Genomic DNA, 23019 nt, shown 5'->3' on the forward strand with positions numbered 1-23019 from the left:
TAACTTCATTTCATGTCTTCATCTGTTCTGATCATTGGTGCAGGTGCAGCCGGGTTGATGGCTGCCCGCGAATTATCGGCCCATGGCCATCCTGTTACTATCCTCGAGGCACGCAACCGGGCCGGTGGCCGTATGCATACCCTCCATCCCACCGCTTTTAGCGTGCCTGTCGAAGCCGGTGCCGAATTTGTGCATGGAAAATTGCCCCTCACCCTGCAGTTATTACAGGAAGCCGGTATCGCCTATACCCCCGTGGAAGGCCGTATGATTGAAGTACGCAAAGGACGCTGGCACCGGCAGGATCATTTTGTAGACGGATGGGATACCCTCATGGAGCACTTACAGGCATTGCAACAGGATATGACCGTGCGCGAATTCCTCGACACCCATTTCACCGAACACCGCTATGAAGAGCTGCGGCGTTCCGTACAGCGCTTTGCCGAAGGATATGATGGCGCCGATATCAACAAAGCCAGTGTGCTCTCCTTGCGCAGCGAATGGGAAAAAGAAGAGGAAGAACAATACCATATCACCGGTGGGTATGAGCGCCTTACCGATTACCTCATAGCACAATGCATCAGGCAGCGCTGTTTATTGCACTTCAATACTACAATAAAACATATTCGCTGGCAGGAGAGTGGGGTAGAGGCCATTTCCCGGGATGGACAATCCTTCCAGGCCAGTAAGGTCATTATTACCATTCCCCTCGGCGTGTGGCAGCAGCCTGCTGGCCAGGCCAGTATCGGATTTACCCCGGCTATCGAACAGCAGTTCACCGCCTTCCGTCAGATCGGGTTCAGCGCCGTCATCAAGATCAGCCTGGAATTTAAACAGCCTTTCTGGCAGGAATATGAAAAGGAGCTGGGGTTCCTGTTCAGTGAAGAGATATTTCCTACCTGGTGGACACAACTCCCGCATCCCGCCCCTTTCCTCACAGGTTGGATCAATGGCCCCCAGGCCGCTTCCTTCACCCAAACTCCACCCGAAAAAATGCTGCAATATGCCCTTTATTCCCTGGCAGGCATATTTGGTTTGCCGCTTATCTTCCTTGAGCAGCAACTGGTGGCTTCACAGATTACCGACTGGGGGGCCGATCCATTTGCCCAGGGCGCTTATTCTTATGATATGCTGCCTTCCCGGGCAGCCCGCCAGGTTTTACAACAACCTGTGTCAAACACCTTGTTTCTTGCGGGCGAAGCCCTCTATGAAGGCCCTCACCCCGGTACCGTAGAAGCTGCCCTTGTAAGCGGCAAAGAGGCGGCAGCGAAGCTGATCGCTGTTTTACCTCGTTAATTCAACTCCTTCAGCCACTGCTGGGCATAACTACGGGCGGCCGCGATCGTTTCCCGGCCACTGCGGAAACAGCGTTTCCAGCTTTCGTCTTTCGCTTCCAGTTTAGGGTCCGCAAAACGCTTACGCCCATCCCGGTCTACCAGTTTCGCATCAAAATTGATATCCGCTGTCAGCGTAAGGAATTCCTGTAACCTTCTTTTAACCAGGTCCTTCACCTGCGCAGGATACTCCTGCTCAAAATACTTCAGGTCCTCTTTATAGTTTTTCTCCCCTTCTTCACCACCCTCCGACAGGTCCATCAGGTACATCTTGTGGTTTGGGTCTTTGGGATCCTGCAAGGCTTTCAGTTCTGTTTTTTGCATTTGCAGCGTCGACTCATACAGCTTTTTCATATCACCCGTTACCCCCTTCATATCCTTCTCCGTCGTTTCTATATCATGTTTTAGCCCTTCTATCCGCGCCTTTAATTTTGCTTCCTTATCAGCAGGGTTCTTAGGCCGGGCACCCTCACGTACCGTCTTGTATTCGGCGGCAAACTCCGGTGAATTGGTATACTTCCGGATATAATCCCCCAATTCCTTTACCGCTCCTGCCCTTTTGCCCAGCGCCAGGTTTTTAATCACAGCAGAAGAGGGAAAGGAGAGATTGCTGCTCTTAAAATTGTCAAAGATGTATTCACGTGCTTCCTCCTCCGCAATGTCCAGCTGATCAAAAATGTTTTTTACAACGGTAAATGCCACCGCGCTCAATGCCAGCAGGCATACCATCCAAATACGGGTAATCTTTTTCATGTTGCTATACAATTAAGTGTGTTATAGACCTAAAATTACCGGACTGCCTGTTCAGCTTTCCAGGCAACACTACAAAATGACATTATTGATGGATGAACTGGCTGAATGCCCGGTCAGGATGTCCGTCCCTACTAAGGAAAACCACTATATACTTGGCCCGAAACGGGTATTTAGACAGGTACGAACAGGTATATTCACCCTTTTTGCAATGTGGGGCATAATTATAGCCTTTAAAGCGGCATTTAATGGATTATTTTTTGATCAGGTTAACTAATATTACTTATTTTCAACAAGCGGAGCGACCTATGAAATTAGTTGTTGTGAAAACCATTTTACAATTTGGAAACCCTCATTATTAAAGAGACGCTTAAATCCAAACTCAATACAGGCGTTGAACCTGCTGTTGACTTTCTGTATAACAATTATAGCTCCATGTTATATGGCTATGTGTTACAGTTCATCCCCGATAAGAAAGAAGCGGAGAAAGTATTGGTACTTGTCTTTGGTGCCTTAGCCTCCCGTTTGCAGGAAGCCTGTAATTCTACCCTCTCTGTCTATTGCTGGATGCAGGTGGAAGCCAGGAAAGTGATCCTGGAATACAAAAAGAAACAGTCAGGCCCTTCCAATGGTCATCCGCCGGCCAATGGGCAGCCTAAGAATGCTTATTACCTTTCCCTGCTCCAGGAGGCATCAGAGGAACAACGCCTCGTGTTCAGCGAAATATTCCTCCAGGGAAGAGAAAAAGAAGAATTGGCCAACCAACTACAAAAAAATGTGCAGGATATCAGCAGGCTTCTGAAGGAGAGCCTCCTCATCATGCAAAAGAACCTTCAGTGAACCTACAGGAATACATAGACAGTGGCAGCGTAGAAGCTTACGTGTTTGGGGTGTTGGCGCCTGCAGAAAAAGAGGCGTTCGAACGCCTGCTGCTGGTATCTCCTGATTTACAACAGGCCCTCGCCAGGGTGGAACGCCAGGTGGAGCAATTTGCAGCCAGCCAGTCAATCCCGCCGCCGCCCGAAACCCGCCAGCAGTTCCAGGATTTCTTACATGGGTTACCCATCCTCAAACGGGGCGATAGCATACCACCACCGATCGAACGTAACGTCAACGCTCATGGTAATACAAACTACATCCCTGCTTATGAAATTACTACCAGCCACATCAAAGTTCACAAATACTGGCGTATAGCCTTTCTTGTACTTTTCATCCTGTCAAAAATATTCCTCGCTTTCCTCATCTACTACATTATCAAGTTCTACGATGCACGCAACCAGGTAAAGCAATTACAACAACACGAGCAGGTACAAAAAGCAGGTAAATAACATATCCCATCCCAAGCTATCAAGCCTTGCAGAAAATGCTGGTTTTTAATACCCTACTAGAATAGTAGGAATTATTTGGCGATAATACCAGCTGCCAGTATCTTTGCTCAGTTATCGTTCACGCTTGCCAGCCAACAGTCACAAAAAGCTATACCATGAGACAAATGACTACACTTACACCAACTCCCCTTCGTTTGAAGCTGCGCTTTCAAACGCATATCCCGTCTTACAGTATCGCCCGTTGTTGTTGCTGAAATTAACCCATTGATGTACAGCTTTATCGCATGCCTATCCAATGGATAGCATAGCTATCATATTGTCATATACCTAACATTCAATCTTAAGTTACAATGAACAGGATCATTGCCTTATGGGCTATTATTATTGTATTGCCGGCATCCCTGGCCGCGCAAACACGCATCGTACAGGGCACTGTATTGGATAGATCCAACAACCTGCCCCTGCCGGGCGTTACCATCCAGGCTGGCAGCGCTGCCGGCAGCAGCACCACCGATGCCAAAGGCAGCTTTACCATCGGCATTACTGGCAAGGCCATCCTCACATTTTCTTATGTGGGCTATGCAACATTGCAAATAGCAGCCGATAGCATACAGGATGGAGAGGGAGTGTTGGTAAAACTGACCCCTTCCGATAATGCACTCGACGCCGTGGTCGTGACCGCCCTGGGTGTTTCCAAACAAAAGAAATCCCTGGGGTATGCCACACAGGAATTGAAAGCAAAGGATATATCCGAAGCCAAAGAAGCCAATATTGTCAATGCACTCGCCGGTAAAGTAGCAGGCGTACGCATCACCAACACACAAGGCGATATGGGTTCATCCCGCATTGTCATCAGGGGCGAAACCTCCATCGCCGGTAACAACCAGCCATTGTTTATCGTAGATGGTATACCCGTCGACAACTCCCAGTTGGGAGCCGGCGGCTCACGCGACTACCGCAATGCCATAGCCGACCTCAACTCCGAAGACATTGAGACCATCAGCGTACTGAAAGGCCCCAATGCCGCAGCCTTGTATGGCTCCCGCGCCGCTCATGGTGTCATCCTCATCAAAACAAAAACAGGTAAGAGCAGAAATGGTATCGGAGTTACCCTCAACTCCAACACTACCTTTTCCAGCGTCAATATATTACCCGATTACCAGAATGTATTTGGCCAGGGCGCTGAAGGCAAGTTCAGTTATGTAGATGGTAAAGGCGGTGGTATCAATGACGGCGTGGATGAAAGCTGGGGCCCCAAACTGGATGGCCGGCTCATTCCCCAATTCTATTCCAAAGGCGTGCCTGTACCCTTTGTGGCCCATCCCAATAATGTAAAAGACTATTTCAAAACAGGCGTATTGCTCAGCAACAGCATCGCTCTCGATGGCGCCGGTGATAAATATAGTTACCGCATCTCTTACAACAACGAAAAACAGTGGGGCATCGTTCCCAACAGCGAAGCAGGTAAGAACAACTTATCCTTCAATGGCTCTTTCGATGTTACTCCCAAATTGAAAGTAGGCGTGGGCGCCAACTATATAGTCAATGATGCCCCCAACCTGCCCGGCGCAGGAGGCCGTCGTGCCACCAGCACCATGCTCCAGTTTACCTGGTTTGGCCGGCAGGTAGATATCAATCAGCTGCGTGATTACAAGGATGCAGCCGGTAATACCTTCAACTGGAACAACAGCTATTACAGCAATCCTTTCTGGGTGGCCTATGAAAATACTGTCAGCCAGCGGCGCAACCGTTTCATCGGCAACCTCAACCTCTCTTACCAGATCATAGATGGCCTGTCCTTCAACTTCAGAACCGGTAGTGATTACTACAATGATAAGCGCAAGTCCAAAATAGCCTACGGTACCAATGGCACCCCATTCGGTTCTTACCAGGAGACCAATTACATCGTTACCGAAAACAATACCGAAGCCACCCTGCGTTACAATAAGAACATCAGCAGTGATTTTAGCCTCGATATCATTGCCGGTGGCAACGTACGTACCAAGACCTATGAAGAGAATGATCAGCAGGCCCCCAGGCTGGCCGTAGCCAATGTGTACACCCTCACCAATTCCCGCGATCCCCTCATCTCTTCCAACTACTATTCCAAACTGCGCACCTGGAGCAGCTTTGCTTCCGCACAGCTGGGTTATAAGAACTATGCATTTGTGAATGTCACCGCACGCAACGACTGGTCTTCTACCTTACCCCAGCAAAACCTGTCCTATTTTTATCCATCCGTCAATGCCAGTGTGGTGCTCTCCGATGCCCTCGATATCAAAAGCAATGTGCTCAGCTTCCTGAAAGTGCGCGGCGGATGGTCCAAAGTGGGCGCCGATGCCGATCCATACCAGTTGATCAATACCTATAATTTCAATGCCCCCTTCAATGGCAATCCCCAGTTGAATACATCGGGCGTTGATCTCAATCCCAACCTCAGATCAGAAAGTACCAATTCTACTGAAGTAGGTGTAGAAGCAGCTTTTCTCAACAGCCGCATAAGATTGGACCTGAGCCTGTACAATACCAATAGCATTGACCAGATACTGAAAGTAGATGTAAGCCCTACCACTGGTTATACACAAAAACTGCTCAATGCCGGTAAGATCAACAACAAGGGTATTGAAGTACAATTGGGATTGACCCCTGTGAAAGTGAAAGATTTCCGGTGGGACATCGACCTCAACTATGCCGCCAATAAAAGTAAACTGGAGCGCCTGGACAATGAAGGCAACCTGCAAAACTATGTGCTCGGTTCCTATAGGAATATCCAGGTACTGGCTTCTGTGGGCAAAGCCTATGGTACCTTGTTTGGCAATGCTTACCAGCGCGATGACAAAGGCAATATTGTGGTCAACAACAGCGGTATTCCCCTGGCCAGCCCTTCCAAAAAAGTATTGGGCAAATATACCCCCGATTGGATAGGAGGTATCAACAACAGTTTCTCTTATAAGCAATTCAACCTTTCCTTCCTCATTGATGCCAGCATTGGCGGTTCCTTGTTTGCAGGTACCAACTCTACCGGCAGCTATACCGGTGTACTGGAAATGACCTTGCCCGGCCGCGATGCTGACCATGGCGGACTGTACTATTATTATCCCGGCAACGACAAGTCCAAAGGTACTGTGGGCCTCGCCAAAGGCGCTACCCCGCCATCAGGCGAAGTCGTGTATGAAGATGGCATGATCTTCAAAGGTGTCAATACAGCTGGTAATGCCAATGCAGTCATTATCCCGGCTTCACAATACTACAAGGCGGCGCGTAACATTGAGGAAGAGTTTGTGTACAGCGCTTCTTATGTAAAGTTCAGGGAACTGAAGTTTGGCTACACCCTGCCGCTGGGCTGGATCAGGAAACTGGGCCTCACCGGCGCTACCGTTAGCCTGGTAGGTCGCAACCTGTGGATCATCCACAAAGATGTTCCCAATATCGATCCCGAAACAGCTTTTACCAATGGCAATGCGCAGGGCCTGGAAGACCTTACCTTGCCCACTACCCGCAGCTATGGCTTCAACATCAATGTTAAATTTTAAATAGCTCAGGGTGGGTCGCCCTTCCGGGGCGGCTCACCCTGGCGCCGGGTTTGTCAGGCTGAGCTTGTCGTTTGTCAGGCTGAGCTTGTCGAAGCCTCTTAATTAAGTAATGTGAACTTTTAAATCGAACGATCATGACTAAGCATATATACCAATGGTTGATCGCAGGTCTTTCCCTCGCCACCATTTCCTGCAAAAAAGACCTTGCAGAGATCAACAAGAATCCCAACGCAGCAGAAAATCCACAGCCCGATTACCTGCTCACCGCCACAGAGAAGATTACGTCCGATCTCTACTGGGGTGACGCCAATAATTTCAATTCCACCCTGCTCATCATCCAGCATTGGGCCAAGATCCAATATACCGAGCCCGACAGGTATATCTTCTCCAATAGCAGTTTCACTTCCCTGTGGGGCACTGGTTATGCCCAAAGCATTACCAACCTCAACACCATTTTGCAGCTGCCGGCTGAGAAAGCCAACGCCAATTACAAAGGCGTAGCCCTCATCCTCCGTTCCTGGGTATTCAGCCTCCTCACCGATAATTATGGTGATATTCCGTACAAAGAAGCAGGTGATATCCGCCAGTACCTCACCCCCAAATACAATACACAAAAAGAAGTATACTTCGGATTATTGGATGAACTAAAAACAGCCGGTGCCTCACTCACTACCGGTACCAGCGCACCTATTGCCGGCGACATCATCTACGGCGGTAACACTGCCCGCTGGAAGAAATTTGCCAACGCCCTGCGCCTGCGCATCGCCCTGCGTATTGCCGACCGCGAGTCCGAAAAAGCAAAGCAGGTCATTAATGAAGTGTTAAATGATGCAGGTGGATTGATCAGCAGCGTCGATGAGACAGCCCGTTTTACCTATACCACGCCGCCGCAGCAAAACCCCGTGGCTGCCTGGTTCGACACAAGAGATGATTATCGTATAGGTAAAACCCTGGTCGACAAACTCTATGCCCTCAATGATCCCCGCCTGCCCATCTTTGCAAACAAACCCACCGACGCAACTGTTACTACCTACGTAGGTGTTCCCAGCGGGTTGACCAACAGCGATGCTAATAACCTTGGTTTTGCAAAGACATCCAAACCAGGTTCTTATTTTTCAACCGCTACCGCGCCGGCCGTGATCCTGACCTATGCAGAAGTATTGTTTGGCCGTGCTGAAGCAGCCGCCAGGGGATTCACCACAGAAAATGCCGAAGACCTGTACAACCAGGCCATTAAAGCATCTTTCAATCAATATGCGATCACCGACCTTACCGTGATCAATAATTATACAGCCCAGGCGACCGTTAAATTCAATGCAGCCAATTTTAAGAAGTCCATTGGTGAGCAGAAATGGATCGCTTTATTTGGCCAGGGTCTCGAAGCATTTGCCGAGTGGAGAAGGTTGGATTATCCACAGTTGACAGCTGGCGCAGCAGGTACCCTCGATGGTAAAATACCCGTGCGGTTCATTTACCCCGGTTCCGAACAGGCCCTCAATGCTACCAGCTACGAAAATGCGATTACCAACCAGGGCCCCGATAATTTATTGACCAAATTGTGGTTCGATCAGTACTAGCCTGTCAGAGTTTACCCCGCCTTAGCGGGGCTGAGCAATGTCATCCTGAGCTTGTCGAAGCGCTGTCGAAGCCGTCTAAAGGGTGGGTCGCCCTTCCGGGCGGCTCACCCTTCCACGAGATACTTTAACCAAAATGCAATAAATTCGCTCCATGCGTATAGTCGTAAAAAAAGTCTTGTTAAGTCTCTTACTGGTAAGCAGCCTGGTCATCATCAGCAGTGCTGCTACCCATGCAAAGGCCGAACTCCGTCCCGGTATCTATAAAGCCGTCATCCAGCGTACCGACGGTCAACAGATCGTTTTCAACTTCGAGGTGGCATCTCCCCATGGCAAACCCGTTTTATATGTGCTCAATGCTTCCGAGCGTATGCTGGTAGATGATATCCGGCAGCAGGGCGATTCCCTGTGGATCACCATGCCTTTCTACGATGCCCATTTTGCCACCGTCATCAAACCCAATGGAAGCCTCGAAGGCAAGTTCATTAAGATCAGCGGTGACCGCCGCTCCGAAATACCCTTTTATGCCTTGCCTGGCAATAAAGAACGTTATCCCGTTACTGCCAGGCCCGCCTACAATGTGTCTGGCCGCTGGGCCGCCAGGTTTGGAGAGGGCAAAGACGAAACCCTGGCCGTGGGAGAGTTTGTCCAGGCAGCCAATGGAAAAGTAACCGGCACCTTCCTTACACCCACTGGCGATTACCGCTACCTCGAAGGAGCCATTGCCGCCGATACGTTGAAGCTGTCAGCTTTTGATGGCAGCCATGTATACCTCTTTACCGCAAAGCTCGATAACGACAGCACCATCACCCAGGCCGTTTTTTATGCTGGCGCTTCCGGTACTGAAAAATGGGTGGCCCACAAAGACCCCAAAGCCAAACTACCCGATGGTTTTGATGCCGTGAAACTTAGACCCGGTGAAAGCAAATTGAATTTTAGCTTCCCTGCCACCGATGGAAAGAAAGTTTCCATCAATGATGCGCGTTACAAGAACAAAGTGGTGGTGGTCCAGATACTGGGTTCCTGGTGTCCCAATTGTATGGATGAGACCAAATTCCTGGTGGATTATTACAAGAAGAATAAACAACGTGGTGTAGAAATAGTCGGTCTCGCTTATGAGCGTACCACCGATTTTGAAAGGTCTAAGCAATCACTCGCTACCTTCCAAAAGCGCCTGGGCGTCAACTATCCCTTCCTGGTAACTACCGCGGCCGTATCAGATCCCAAACGCACCGAAAAGACCCTGCCCCAGATTGAGCCCCTGCAGGGATTTCCGACAACTATCTTTATTGATAAGAAAGGCAATGTGCGCAAGATCCATACCGGTTATGATGGTCCTGCTACCGGTCAGCACTACGAAGCATTCAAAAAAGAGTTTGAAGAGTTGATCACTTCCCTGCTCGCCGAAAAATAACCATGGTCTGTCAGGCTGAGCCTGTCGAAGTCTTCTAAAAGGTGGGTCGCCTTCCAAAGGCGGCTCACCTTTGTACCTTTAATCCACCCATTCTATGCGGTAGATTCTTAATCGACCAGCCACTGTTGCTTCCCTCATATTTATTGATAAAGGCAGCAAGATCCTCCGTGCCCGCATAGCCCGCCTTCCGGCCTGCCTGGAGACAATGTTGCAGTAGCACCAACCCCTTTTTCCGTTCATCCGGATCTACCTGTATATACAAGGCAAATCCCAGGCTCCTGGTCGATAGGAAAATACCATGCGCGTCATCCGTCGTTGAATAAATGCGGTAGCATTCCAGCGCAAATTCCCAGAAGAATTTCCAGCTCTTTAAGGCTACAAATAACATAGCTGCTTCATATGCAGTGGCCGCTTCTCCGATCCGGTTACCACTGTCTCGCATAGCCCTCATATGATCCATCAGGGTGATAAGCCCAGGCCCCTTCTTTTGGGTTGGTACCAGTATTTGCCGGATGGCCTTCATCATCTCTTTATGCTGCGGATCTTCCGACATGACCAGCGAATCCATACTTTGTTTGAAGTATTCTTTGCTCAGGTCCCTTTTTTTCAGCGCCCGGTAAGCCATGCCCAGGTTATACGAGCAGGCACTATCCCCCTGCATGTGCATCTTCAGCATGAAGAGCGTCCGCCCATGCTCTGCCATCGTGATGGCCTTTTTATAATCCCCCTTTTCCCGGTATAAGATGCTCAGGCAATTATAAGTGACCCCTTCGCGTAGACGGTTCTTCAGCGATTGGTACAACGACAGGCTTTTTTCCAATGACGCCAACGCTGCAGTAAAGCGGCCTGCCTCCATATGGATCAGGGCAATATTGTGGTAGCTATCCGCTTCACCAGGCGTATGCCCGATTGATCGGTGGTGTGTCAGCGCTTTATTCAGGTAATCCATGCCTTTATCATGATCACCCTGGTCACAATACACCGTGCCCAACGTATGCAGTACCCTTCCTTCAGCCAGTTTGTCCTCCGCTTCGTGGAATGCCTGCAGGCAAAAGTGAAGCGTTTCTATGGCCTGCTGTTGTTTATCTTCTATAAGATAAATATGCACCAGGTTCAATAGCGTTTTAGCTTCCCCATAGGGATTGCCCAATGCCTGTCGTATGCGCAGGCTTTGCAGGTACAACGCCTTTGCTTTTCGAGGCTGACCTTGTTCATCCTTGATCAGTCCCAGCGTATTGAGCCTGCCTGCTTCGCTTTCTTTATCTCCCAATGACCTGGCTATTTCAATACTTTCCTGCAGCAGCCCGGTGGCATTATTAGGTTGACCACGTTCATTCAATACATTAGCCAGGTTATTCAGCGCATGCCCTTCCTTTTCCCGGTCACCCTTTTTCTGTGCGGCCTCGTAAAACTTTTCAAGAAACTCTTCGGCTTGAGGAAGATGGCCATAGAACCTGAACATCAGTCCCAGGTTATTCAATACGTCCGGGTCCGTTTGCTCACCCGCTACCCCGTAAGTCTCCATCGCATAGTGCATCGCTTCCTCGTACTTCGATACCCGGTAATATTCCGTGCTCAGCATGGCTCCCACCTTATTCACTTTTTTCCCATGTTCCGCCAGCATAAAATGCCGGAACGCTTCTGTACTGTCCGAATGCCGCAGCGTCACTCGGCGGCTCATATAGTACCAGTAATCACCCGCTTTCTCATGCGAGAACAACCCGCCTGGTGTAAGCCCTTCATGCTCCAGCCATTCCCTGATCAGTGTCGTGGCGAAAAAGAAAACGCCTATTTTATAGGGCTGTCCGTTTTGCGGACTCTTCTCTTCGATCAGCCCCAGGTCCCTTAATCGTCGCAGCACCGGCAGCCGGTTCTTTTGGCCGTCCTGCCTGTCCAGTGCTGTGACCATTACCGGTAGCCGGAAATTGCCCATCAATACAAGGATTTTCATTTCCTCCTCATTCAGCAGATCCGGCAGGTGACTAAACAAAGGTTGCTTGCCCTCCATATCCAGCATCGCCTGCACCTGCACCGTTATCCGATGGCGCAATTGGTAGCCTGCTTCCGTATTGCCCGCCAGCCGTATCTCTTCCAGCAGCTGTTCTGTTTGTTTAGGCTGGGCCCGGTACAGTTGGTCAAAGCATACCAGTGCCTGGTAATGCCCGCCCATCGCATTGTACAGCAATTCCGCTATTTGCATCAGTGTACTGCCGGGATATTTCAGCGGCAGGTGCCGGAAACTAAACTGCTGGCATTTCCGGTAAAAATCCGGGAGCGATACCTGGTTCAGTACAATACCCGCAACACCCGATAGCTCCGGAACCGCATACCTGCCCGTAAAGATCACCGCCGTTTTATGCAGCAGGTATTGCTGCGTAAACGTCAGCCAGGACAGCCAGTCCACCTGTAAAGGTCCCCCGATCGACTGCTGACAACCATCTATACCATCAAATATCCATACCGGCTTACACAGCTTACTCACTGCTTGCACCAGCCAGTCCAGTTGCTGTAGCGGATCTTTATAAGATTGCGGAGCTCTTGTTTTGCTCCTTGCTCCGGTGTGCTTTTTCAGATACCCCTCCAGTTCCTTCCTGATCGTAGTGAGCGTCGTGTCGGGCAGATCAAATGCAAAAACATGATAAGTGCTATCATAGGCTATCAGTCTGGTGGTCAGGTGTTCCGCCAGTGCTGTTTTGCCCGTGCCCCCCAGTCCGCGTATCAGCACAGGCCCTTGCTGGTGCAGGTGCGCCAACAGGTGAGCGCTTTCTGCCCGCCGTCCAATAAAGCGGTAGTTCCAGTTGTGGTCTGTCAGAGAGCCATGCTTCTTCGGCGCCGGGGTGACAACATCTTTGTCTGCCTTCCGTGATGCCTGCCAATCTACAATATGATCCACCTGTTGGTGATAATACAATTGTGGTATCAGCCATTGCGTAGGCGCATAATATTGTCCGCGCTGCTCTATTCGCTTCGTTTCTTCCTGTTGCGTAGCTTTTAGTGCTGCGCCATAGGCAGGCAGCAGCGCCTTCTGCCAGGCCAGCTGTTGGTACAGCTGTGCCGCAAATACCGTGGCATAATGGTCCGTAATGCTGAAGGCCATAGCGATCACTGCCGGTACACCCGCGGCGATCAGCTCATCCGCTACACCACGAAAGCCTTGGTCCGGTTTGCCCTGGGCCGTTTGACAGCTGGCCAGTATCACCAGTGCCGGCAGGTGTTTTCTTTTTTTGGAAAGACTTTTTGCCAGTTCGCTGGCGCTTACCAGTTCTGCCTTTTGCGTCTTTTTATTTTCCAGCTGCAGGTAACCTGTCTGGTACTTATATATCCCATGGCCGCTGAAGTAAAGCACATGATAATGTTGTAATGCCAGCTGTTGTTCCAGGCAATGCAGACTGCCATTGGCTGTAAACTGCACCTGTACCTGCCCTTTTTCCCGTAAAGGCTCCAGCGCGTGTAGAATGGCCTCTTCTTCTTCCTCGTAGCTGAGGCGCTCGTCTATTTCCGTATTGACCGGAGAAGAGATCATCACCAGTATTTTCAACGGCCCTGCCTGCGGCTGGTATACAGGCAGTGCTTTTTCTACCGGTGCCCCCTTCGACACATACACAAAGGGAAATGTTTCCTGGTCGATAGCCATTTGCCAGGGCAGGTTCAGCAGCGATTTGTCTTTGTGTGTAAGATGTAAATGATAAGCTGCCTTTGGATGCCTCCGCACCTGTTTCCAAAACGAGGTTAATTTTTTTTGCTCATACAGCAAGCCCCGCATAATTTCCTGCAGCTGCGCCAGGTATTGCGGGTGCAATTGCTTACCCTGCTCTATTTTGTGCAGTAGCCTGGCATAGGCCTCACGGAGTGTGGCCGCTTCTGTTGATGAAAAAACAAGTGCGTGATGATGCATAGGCGATCAGTAAATCTGGTGGCATACCATCCTTTAGGAGATGAACAGGTAGAGATAAGTTACCCGGCTGATGCCAATAATATACAGCAGCGCACCCAATACCAATAACCAGAATTTCACCTGGCCGATCTTATTATTCATTTGCCTGATCGAGTCAGCGCTGTTCTCTACGTATTTATAGCGGAAGGGGAATACCACTGCCAGCGTAAGCAGGATCGAAAGCAGCCAGCATACCACACCATTCTTCAGCGAGGAACCAATTTCGAGGTAACGGGGCGCTGAACGCATCGTTTGCCGCAATGCCTCACCATTTACTGCTACAATGATCGAGAGACTCAACGAAGAGAGCCCCGATAAATATTTAGCTGTTTCTTCCAGCCTTTTAATGCTTTCCTGTTTTTCCTTTTGCTGGTAGTCTATCCAGCTGCTGTCGGTAGGCCTGGCAGGTGTGGCCTGTATTTGGATTGGTGCTGTACCTGCTTGTTCGTTGCTCATGGTGGTGATGGTTTAGCCGCCCCTTAATATATGTTCGTCCGCGTCCGGTTCAATGCCCGATGGTAGTTCGATCGTAACACGTTTAAGGCAGGATTTTTCATGCCCAAAAGGACAATCAATTTGCACCCTTGCCTGTGCAGGCTTCTTTCCCGTCGATACTTTCAGCTCATACGGAAAAGTTCTCGCGTGAATACAGGGACAGGTAATCGTAAGTTCAATCTTTTCATCCATAGCTATAGCGTTGACCGGCTGGTGCAACCAGCGGTATAAGATAGGAAATAATTGTTAATCCTTGTAAAATGGTGGGGCAGCCATTATCTTTGGAACCATGAATTATCAGCCTGCTTCCGATAGATACAGCACCATGCAATACCGCCGCTGCGGTAAAAGTGGTATCCAGTTGCCTGCCATTTCCCTGGGCCTTTGGCACAATTTCGGTCATGTGGATGTGCTCGAAAACTCCCGTAAAATATTACGCCTCGCTTTTGATAACGGCATCACCCATTTCGACCTGGCCAATAATTATGGCCCGCCTCCCGGTAGTGCCGAAGAGAATTTTGGTAAGATCCTCAAAGAAGATTTTGCCGGCTACCGCGATGAGCTCATCATTTCTTCCAAAGCTGGTTATACCATGTGGGAAGGCCCCTATGGCGATTGGGGTTCCAAAAAATACCTTGTGGCCAGCCTCGACCAGAGTCTCAAGCGCATGGGACTCGATTATGTAGATATCTTCTACCACCACCGCCCCGATCCCAATACACCACTCGAAGAGACCATGGCCGCCCTCGACCTCATCGTGCGCCAGGGCAAGGCCCTCTATGCCGGTATCTCCAATTACCCTGCCGAGGAAGCGCGTAAAGCCATTCAGATACTCCGCCAATTAGGCACTCCTTGTCTCATTCACCAGCCCAAGTATTCCATGTTTGTGCGTTGGGTGGAAGAGGGTTTACTCGATGTGCTCGAAGAAGAGGGCGTAGGATGTATTCCTTTCTCTCCATTGGCCCAGGGCCTGCTCACCAACAAATACCTCAAAGGTATTCCCGCTGGTTCCCGCGCTGCCAAAGCCCATGGCTTTTTGAAAGAGGAAGAAGTAACCCCGGCGCGTGTACAACAAATACAACAGTTGAATGAAATAGCCGTGCAGCGTGGTCAGTCCCTGGCCCAGATGGCCCTCGCCTGGTTGCTCAAAGACCAGCGCATCACCTCCGTACTCATCGGCGCCAGCAGCCCGGAACAATTATCCGATTCTTTACAGTGCCTCAAGAGCAAAGCATTCACCAGCGATGAGCTGGAGAAGATTGAAAAGATATTGAAATAGGCTATTGACCACAAGACTGTCATTGCATCATAGGGCCTGTCATTTGATAGGCCTCTCTTTTTCGTACCCCACTTTAACAGTTTCAAAACCCTTTTTGCCCTATTTTCGCGGCGCCGGGAATTATGAAACAAAGCATCATCCATAAGATATACCTGAACTGGAAATACAGCTCCGTACGCACCCAACTATGCACGCTGGCGCTACTGTTTGTCCTGTTCTGTAGTTTCACTTCGGTAAACCTTCCCCAGCCACAGGATATCGATCACACAGATTGGCTGCACCACAGCACCGATGCCACCGATCAGCTGGCCCTGTCGCACAATGGCGCCGATCCCAACAACGACCTGCACCTCACCGCCCGCAAGCAGATCAAGGTCAAGTGCATAAAGAAATCTTCACCCAATCCCTTCGCAGCGCACAGGTCCACTGGGACCGGCGATAATGACCATCTTTCCATAGCTGGTCTGGCTACTGTTATCCGTCCTGCCTATTATACCTTCCTCTTCCGGTATACGTTATTCTGATACCTCATCTCATACGAATTCGCCCATTGACGCCCATCACGGCTTGCTGTCTTTGGGTTTAACGGACTTCCGTCTTCCGGACTTCCCGACTTTCGGACTTCCGGACTGTCCTTCAACCCATATTGGATCAATCAAATTAGTAATACTATGTCCGCATTGCTCGAACTGTTTCACAACCTCACCAATCCCGATTGGATCATGGCCCATGGTGGCCTGTATATTGTAGTGTTTATCGTATTTGCAGAGACAGGCTTGTTTGCAGGCTTCTTTCTTCCGGGCGATTCTTTACTGTTCATCACCGGTATGATCATCGCCCATACCATCGTGCCCGGTACAGCCCCCGTATGGCATTTGCTTTATTGGGTGCTGCTGATCTCCATAGCCGCCATTATTGGCAATTATGTGGGGTATTGGTTCGGCAAGCGGTCCGGCGCCCTGTTGATGAATCGGAAAGACAGCTGGCTGTTCAAAAAGAGATACCTCGTCCAGGCACAGGCTTTTTATGAGAAAAAGGGTGGGGGAGCCATCATGATCGCCCGCTTCCTGCCCGTCGTCCGTACCTTTGCTCCCATTGTAGCCGGTATGGTCCATATGGAACCCAGGAAATTTACCCTGTATAATATCCTGGGCGCCTGCGCCTGGGCCGGTAGCATTGTAACCGCAGGATTCCTGCTCGGCGACAATGCCTGGGTAAAGAACAACCTCGATAAGGTCATTATCGGCATTGTAATTATTACTACCGCCCCTGTACTCATTAAAATGATCACCGCCAGAAAGAAAAAAGAACCCCTCCCGGCCGGTCAATAAACCAATAACAACATGAACAATTTTATGATGCCCGACTTTGCTGATCCGGCCGTCTGGATAAGCCTCTTAACCCTCTGTTTCCTGGAAATTGTACTGGGTATCGACAACATCATTTTCATCTCCATCGTGGCAGGCAAACTGCCCGCCGCACAGCAGCGTAAGGCCCGCAATACAGGCCTGTTGTTGGCCATGCTGTTTAGGGTGCTTCTCCTGTTGTCCATCAACTGGATCATCGGCCTCAAAGAAGCCGTGTTTACCTTACCCCATGTAAAAGGCCTTACCGACGGCCCCATCGGGCTTAGCTGGAAAGACCTCATCCTCATAGCAGGCGGTATTTTCCTCATCATAAAAAGTACCCTGGAGATACACCATAAACTGGTGAAGAAAGAAGATGAAGACACCCACAAAGCCGCCGGCAAAAAAGCGGCCATCTCCGTGGGTGCCGTACTGGGACAGATCATCCTGGTAGATGCCGTGTTTTCCTTCGATTCAATCCTTACAGCCGTGGGTCTCGTAGAGAATGTGATCATTATGATCATTGCCGTTGTAGTGTCCATTGGGGTTATGATGTTGTTTGCGGGCCCCGTTACCCGCATCATCAACAAACACCCTTCCCTGCAGATGCTGGCTTTGTCTTTCCTCGTGGTAATAGGTGTAGTGCTGGTGGCCAGTGGTTTCCACCAGGAGGTCAGCAAGAGTATTATTTACTCCTGCCTGGCTTTCTCATTGGGTGTGGAAATGCTCAACATCAAATTGCGTGGTAAACAAAAGAACATTCAACTGAACGACGGGGAAAAACCAACTACCAACGATCCTGCTGAATAGGCCCTAATAAAAACAGCCAACTCCTCTGTTAAGGGAGTTGGCTGTTGTAACGCTAACTATTTTTATCATTTCGGATCTCCCTTTTTTGTTCATTTCAAACGAAGCGTATTCCTCCAAGGTTGTTCATTTCAAATGTAGCGTATCCCTCCTTCTTTGTCATTTCGAACGCAGCGAAGCGGAGTGAGAAATCTGCTATCGAAGCAAACGACTGCCGCTTTCGAAGCAAAGGATTGCCGACTGCCGATTGCCGATTTACGATTTACGATTCACGTCCGCCTCCTTCAACTGCCTCTCCAGCGCATTCACCCGTTGCACCAGCGCGTCCAGGTTGCGGAAATGAATAAAGGCCTTCCGGTATTTATTTGCATCAAAGGCCGGCGATCCCATATATGTTTCACCAGGTTTGGTAATGCTCTTCGATATACCCGATTGTGCTGTGATGATCGTATTGTCCGCTACCTGCAGGTGGCCTACAATGCCTACCTGGCCGCTGAACATACAGTTCTTGCCAATCTTCGTCGATCCTGCTACTACACCATGCGCAGCGAAGTACGTGTTCTCGCCCACTTCCACATTGTGCGCTATATGGATGAGGTTATCAAATTTAACCCCCTTGCGCAGGATCGTTGAGCCCAGCGTGGCGCGGTCGATGGCGCAGTTGGCGCCGATCTCCACATCATCTTCGATAATCACATTGCCGATCTGTGGCACTTTCTTGTGGTCATTTTCCGGGTTGAAGCGGAAGCCGTCACTACCGATCACCGTACCGGAATGGATAATGCAGTTTTTGCCGATCACCGTTTCTGAATAGATCTTTACACCGGCAAACAAGGTCGTATTGTCGCCGATCACCACATTGTCCCCTACATAGGCCTGCGGATATATTTTTACATTATTGCCTATTTTGGCGTTTTCACCAATAAAGGCAAATTCACCGGCATAAATATCTTTTCCAACCGTGGCGCTTTCTGCAATAAAAGCCATCTTCGAAATGCCTTTTTTGTTCAGCTTCACCTGGTTGTACATTTCCAGCAATTGCGTAAAAGCATTGGCCGCGCTTTCTACTCGCAGCAGTGTAGTGGTCACCGGCGCCGTCAGCTCAAAATCCTTGTTGATGATCACCAGCGAGGCCTTCGTCTTGTAGAGATAAGGCGTGTACAGTGGGTTCGCCAGAAACGAGATCGAGCCGGTTTCACCTTCTTCTATCTTGGCCAGTTTGCTGATCAGTACCGTGCCGTCACCTTCTATCTGCCCTTGTAAAAGGTCGGCTATTTGCTGCGCGGTAAATTGCATGTAGTATGTTTTGTGGTGTTAAGGATGAATAGGGAGGTACTCCGCTAAAGATAGGCGATTAATTGTTGTTCCCGGCGGTTTATTGTGTTACGATTTTATCGCCTGGAATACCAAAACCAGTTGCCCTTATAGTTCTTGTCAAGATTTTCTTTACTGTCCCACAGCAAAATGCAGGTAGTTGGTGTAATGTAATCAAACTCGTCATGGCTTTTTAACAGGCTCCGGTACTTTTGGGTGATAAGGTCCCGGGTTCCATCTGTGGCGGATTGCTCCAGTTGCTGGTCTGTGTAAAAGAATACTGTTGAAGTGGAAAATTCCCGCAATATGATCCACAGACTTTCCATGGCGAGCGCCTCTTTTAAATGTTTGAGCGCTTCGTTGGAAATCGCCCTATTCACTGCTTCCCGGGCAACGGGCTCGAAGGCCGTAAAGACCACCACTACATGGGCGGTGTCAAATCGTACTGGCGGCCTTGTTTTTAATAGCCAGTTGAAAAATCCCCGGTGCATAGCCGGTTCAGCAGCTTGTATTTGTTTAAACTGAGCTGCAATAAGACTTTGTTTACCTGCATCAAAATTGCCCGTAGGGTCTTTAAACCTGGCTACCTCCTCCCCAAACTCAAAAATGATTCTCAGCCGTGGTCGTTGTTTATCAGGCTCAATTTTGTCGTAATAGATATTCAGTACGGGAGTGTTGAATTGTTCGGTTATCCAGTCGGCTAGCTGTTGAAGCACTGGATCCATTCTTTTTGCCCCTTGCTTCACCAGTTTGGTATCTAAATAGTCGGGGTCTGATGATGTGATCATAAAGAAGATTTGCCTCAGCAGGGTGGTGTTATTTACAGGCTATCTCAGCCAGCTTTATGGGGCCATCGAATTGCAGCGAATCAATATTTTTAAAGCGTACTTTATCCTGGTCTGTATAGCTTTCTCCATGTCCCTCTATAAAACTGCCATTCTCCAGTTTGAAAGCTACCTGCCTTTCCGAGGTGGTCCCTTCCGACATAAAAGTATAGTTGGCGACGAGTATATTGCCCTGCATGCCGCCGCGGAGAGTGCCTTTGTTGAGGTCCTTTCCATCGAGGTTATAGACCAACAGCCCCGTAATCGCATCTCCCACATGGATCAGTTTTAAGATAACAGTATCTGCTTTGTTGATGTATTCATAGCAATTGATGGCCGAGGATTGTTCCGTCTTCTTTTCGGTAGCAGCGGCCGGTCCTTCCTTATCTTTTTCACCCGGCTTACAGGAGATCAATACAACGGGCGCCAGCAGCGTACAAAGTAATTTATATGACATAGGTTATGATTGAATGCGCTAATATAATTCAAGTATCCTGAGCAACAATCCGGCCGTAAATGCCTGCGAAAACCATATCACATCGTTTGCTCTTTATTTTTATAAGCCAGTAGGCGCAGCGCATTCGCCACCACTACAAGCGTCGACCCTTCATGCGCCGCCACCGCAGGACCGATCGGCGCAACCCCCAGTATCGTCAACGGGATCAATAAGGCCACCATGCCCAAGCTGATCACCAGGTTCTGCGTAATGATCCGCTTTGATTGCCGGCTCAGGCCAATCGCAAAGGGAAGTAGCGACAATTGATCGCCCATCAACGCTATATCAGCAGTCTCAAGCGCCACATCACTGCCGGCAGCCCCCATAGCAATGCCTACCGTGCTCTTGGCCATGGCAGGCGCGTCATTGACACCATCACCCACCATCGCTACTTTACCTTCCTGCTCAGCCAGCTGCTGTATGGCTGCTACCTTCTGTTCAGGCAGTAAACTACCCATGGCATCCGTGAGGCCGATCTCTTTCGCAATTGCTTCTGCCACTTGTTGGTTGTCACCAGTCAGCATGATCATTTTTTTGATGCCGATCTCCTGTAACCGCGCCAATGTTTCTTTGGCTTCTGCGCGGGGTGTATCCATTACCCCGATCAGGCCAACATACTCCTGGTTCTTCCGGATCAGCATCGTAGTCTGTCCCCCTGCTTCTGCTGTTCGTAGGGCCGCTATGATCTCGTTAGAAGGCTTTGTACCGTCAAGCGATTCAAATAACGCCAGGTTGCCTGCATAGAGCTGGTCATTGCCCAGCAAGGCTTTGATGCCCTTCCCCAACACCGCTTCCATACTATGCGCCCCGGGTATGGCTTCCTGCCCCAGTTGCTTTTTTCCATCCCGCACGATCGCTTTGGCGATCGGATGATCACTCAGGCTTTCTACTGCCACCACCATCTTTAACAGCCCTGCTTTTGTCAGGTCACCGTAAGGCTGCACGGTGGTTAACCTGGGTTTCCCCTCCGTAAGCGTTCCCGTCTTATCGAAAGCCAGGGCCGTCAGCGTGCCGAGGTCTTCCAGTGGACGGCCGCCTTTGATAAGTACCCCTGCCCGTGCAGCACGCGCAACACCACTTAGTACAGCACTGGGCGTAGAAATGGCGAGCGCACAGGGACTGGCCGCTACCAGCACCGCCATCGCCCGGTAAAAACTTTTACCGAACGGTTCATCGATCACCAGGAAGGCAAAACAAAGCAACGTCACGAGGATTAGTACCGCAGGTACAAACACCCGTTCGATCTTATCCGTAAACTGTTGCGTCGGCGATTTTTGCGTCTGCGCTTCATTCACCATTTTCACCAGCCTCGACAAAGTAGAATCCGTAGCTGCTTTCGACACCTTGATCTCGAGCACCTCATTGCCGTTGATCGTACCGGCATACACGCGGTATTTCCCATCCAGTTTCATCGCCTCCTTTGGATCTATATCTTTGTTGTCAACCGCCGTTTTATCTACAGGGATACTCTCTCCCGTAATGGGTGCCTGGTTTACGCTGCTATTACCTGCAATGACAATACCATCCGCTGAGATCTTTGTATTCGGTTTGATCACTACAACGTCACCCACCTTCAGCTCCTCGATCTTTACTTCCTGTATTTGGCCGTCCTGTTTGCGAAAGGCCGTTTTAGGCGCCAGTGCTGTCAGTGCCGCAATCGATTTCCGCGCCTTTTCCATGGCATAGTGTTCCAGCGCATGACCGAGGCTAAACAAAAACAACAACAAAGCCCCTTCCAGCCAGCTTCCCAGTATCGCTGCCCCAATGGCTGCCACCAGCATCAGGAAATCGATCTCAAACCCGCCTTTGAGCACCGTTTGTACAGCCTCTTTCGCCGTGAAATAACCTCCAAAAAAGTAAGCGATGATATACAGTATATTGGGTGTCCAGGCAGTTATGCCGGGGAGAAAAGACAGCCCGTAGCTGATCCCAATGAGCGCTCCACAGGTCAGACTGAAAATAAGCTCCGTATTTTTCCCGAAGATCCCGCCATGCGAGTGCCCCCCGTGATCATGTTCATGATCGTGTTCCTCCCCTTCACCATGCACATGTTTTTCCTTACCAGGTTTACTGTCCCCGGCGGGCAATGGAGCCACTTGGTGTGCTGGGGCAGACTGCCTGTTCATAATAGTCAGTCCCTGCTTTTCCAGCAAGCCATACACTTTCCCCGCTGATATAGATTGCGTGTCAAATTCAATAGCTATTACACCCGTTGCTGAGGCTGATACCGACAGTACCCCCTTCTCCTGCTGAAGCACCGTTTCTATCAGTTTCGTTTGCCGTTGGTGCCGGATGCCCGATACTTCCACCAGCAGGTGTCCGTACCGTTGCGTGATCCTGGCCCCCGCCTGTTCTGCCAGTTGCTGTACTTTCTCCAGCGAAATAAGCGAAGGATCATAATGAAAACAGAACTGCGCTTTCCTGTCGTCCTTTTCCGGTATAACATGTATATTGTCGATCCCCTTCGTATCCTTCAATTCCGAAATTATTCGCTGTACACAACCATCCCTTTCATTAGGCACATCCGGTAGCAGAACGTCCAGGTTGATTTTTATCTTGTCCATAAAATACCGTATAAGTTGGAATTAAGTATT

General features: G+C 49.7%; 17 protein-coding genes. 10 read left to right on the forward strand and 7 right to left on the reverse strand.

Annotated features, from left to right (window positions below; genetic code table 11):
• Nucleotides 1-12 precede the first annotated feature (12 nt).
• Nucleotides 13-1293 carry a flavin monoamine oxidase family protein gene (locus D3H65_RS29645; RefSeq protein ID WP_119053774.1) on the forward strand — a complete coding sequence of 427 codons (1281 nt, stop codon included), beginning with the start codon at nt 13-15 and terminating at the stop codon, nt 1291-1293.
• On the opposite strand, the gene D3H65_RS29650 is transcribed toward D3H65_RS29645, so the two are convergent.
• A complete protein-coding gene (locus tag D3H65_RS29650) occupies nt 1290-2084 on the reverse strand; it encodes a hypothetical protein (RefSeq protein ID WP_119053775.1) in 795 nt (264 codons plus the stop codon). The two genes, D3H65_RS29645 and D3H65_RS29650, sit on opposite strands and share 4 nt — an antisense overlap.
• Nucleotides 2085-2423: 339 nt before the next feature.
• Between D3H65_RS29650 and D3H65_RS29660 the strand changes: the two genes are divergently transcribed.
• The 5 genes from D3H65_RS29660 (at nt 2424) to D3H65_RS29680 (ending at nt 9930) form a co-directional block, all read left to right on the forward strand.
• Nucleotides 2424-2921: a hypothetical protein gene (locus tag D3H65_RS29660; RefSeq protein WP_119053777.1), complete on the forward strand. Its 498-nt coding sequence runs from the start codon at nt 2424-2426 to the stop codon at nt 2919-2921.
• A complete protein-coding gene (locus D3H65_RS29665) occupies nt 2918-3409 on the forward strand; it encodes a hypothetical protein (RefSeq protein WP_119053778.1) in 492 nt (163 codons plus the stop codon). The genes D3H65_RS29660 and D3H65_RS29665 overlap by 4 nt, the downstream gene beginning before the upstream one ends.
• Before the next feature lie 350 nt (nt 3410-3759).
• The gene (locus D3H65_RS29670; protein WP_119053779.1) at nt 3760-6942 is read left to right on the forward strand and encodes a SusC/RagA family TonB-linked outer membrane protein; all 3183 of its coding nucleotides are present in this window, start codon (nt 3760-3762) and stop codon (nt 6940-6942) included.
• Between the two features lie 134 nt (nt 6943-7076).
• Nucleotides 7077-8519 (forward strand): SusD/RagB family nutrient-binding outer membrane lipoprotein, encoded by a 1443-nt coding sequence (locus D3H65_RS29675; protein ID WP_119053780.1) that lies wholly within the window; start codon nt 7077-7079, stop codon nt 8517-8519.
• A gap of 151 nt (nt 8520-8670) precedes the next feature.
• Nucleotides 8671-9930 carry a peroxiredoxin family protein gene (locus D3H65_RS29680; RefSeq protein ID WP_119053781.1) on the forward strand — a complete coding sequence of 420 codons (1260 nt, stop codon included), beginning with the start codon at nt 8671-8673 and terminating at the stop codon, nt 9928-9930.
• Between the two features lie 64 nt (nt 9931-9994).
• Here D3H65_RS29680 and D3H65_RS29685 read toward each other — a convergent pair whose 3' ends face one another.
• Complete coding sequence (locus tag D3H65_RS29685; protein ID WP_119053782.1) at nt 9995-13825, reverse strand: tetratricopeptide repeat protein; 3831 nt, start codon at nt 13823-13825, stop codon at nt 9995-9997.
• A 33-nt stretch (nt 13826-13858) separates the two neighbouring features.
• Nucleotides 13859-14320 (reverse strand): hypothetical protein, encoded by a 462-nt coding sequence (locus D3H65_RS29690; protein ID WP_119053783.1) that lies wholly within the window; start codon nt 14318-14320, stop codon nt 13859-13861.
• Nucleotides 14321-14648: 328 nt separating this feature from the next.
• On the opposite strand from D3H65_RS29690, the gene mgrA reads away from it, so the two are divergent.
• The 4 genes from mgrA (at nt 14649) to D3H65_RS29715 (ending at nt 17794) form a co-directional block, all read left to right on the forward strand.
• Nucleotides 14649-15638, forward strand: coding sequence for an L-glyceraldehyde 3-phosphate reductase (gene mgrA, locus D3H65_RS29700; RefSeq protein WP_119053785.1), 990 nt, complete (start codon nt 14649-14651; stop codon nt 15636-15638).
• A gap of 122 nt (nt 15639-15760) precedes the next feature.
• Nucleotides 15761-16162: a hypothetical protein gene (locus D3H65_RS29705; protein WP_119053786.1), complete on the forward strand. Its 402-nt coding sequence runs from the start codon at nt 15761-15763 to the stop codon at nt 16160-16162.
• 147 nt (nt 16163-16309) lie between these two features.
• Nucleotides 16310-16969 carry a DedA family protein gene (locus D3H65_RS29710; RefSeq protein WP_119053787.1) on the forward strand — a complete coding sequence of 220 codons (660 nt, stop codon included), beginning with the start codon at nt 16310-16312 and terminating at the stop codon, nt 16967-16969.
• Nucleotides 16970-16981: 12 nt separating this feature from the next.
• Complete coding sequence (locus D3H65_RS29715) at nt 16982-17794, forward strand: TerC family protein (protein WP_119053788.1); 813 nt, start codon at nt 16982-16984, stop codon at nt 17792-17794.
• A 252-nt stretch (nt 17795-18046) separates the two neighbouring features.
• On the opposite strand, the gene lpxD is transcribed toward D3H65_RS29715, so the two are convergent.
• From lpxD to D3H65_RS29735, 4 genes are all read right to left on the reverse strand, one after another.
• Entirely contained in the window at nt 18047-19087 is a 1041-nt protein-coding gene (gene lpxD, locus D3H65_RS29720; RefSeq protein ID WP_119053789.1) for a UDP-3-O-(3-hydroxymyristoyl)glucosamine N-acyltransferase, read from the reverse strand.
• Nucleotides 19088-19182: 95 nt separating this feature from the next.
• Complete coding sequence (locus D3H65_RS29725; protein WP_119053790.1) at nt 19183-19893, reverse strand: hypothetical protein; 711 nt, start codon at nt 19891-19893, stop codon at nt 19183-19185.
• 28 nt (nt 19894-19921) lie between these two features.
• Nucleotides 19922-20386 (reverse strand): hypothetical protein, encoded by a 465-nt coding sequence (locus D3H65_RS29730; RefSeq protein WP_119053791.1) that lies wholly within the window; start codon nt 20384-20386, stop codon nt 19922-19924.
• A gap of 77 nt (nt 20387-20463) precedes the next feature.
• Nucleotides 20464-22989, reverse strand: a complete 2526-nt coding sequence (locus D3H65_RS29735; protein WP_119053792.1) for a heavy metal translocating P-type ATPase — start codon at nt 22987-22989, stop codon at nt 20464-20466.
• Nucleotides 22990-23019 lie beyond the last annotated feature (30 nt).

It is taken from the genome of Paraflavitalea soli (assembly GCF_003555545.1).
Classification (GTDB): Bacteria; Bacteroidota; Bacteroidia; order Chitinophagales; family Chitinophagaceae; genus Paraflavitalea; species Paraflavitalea soli.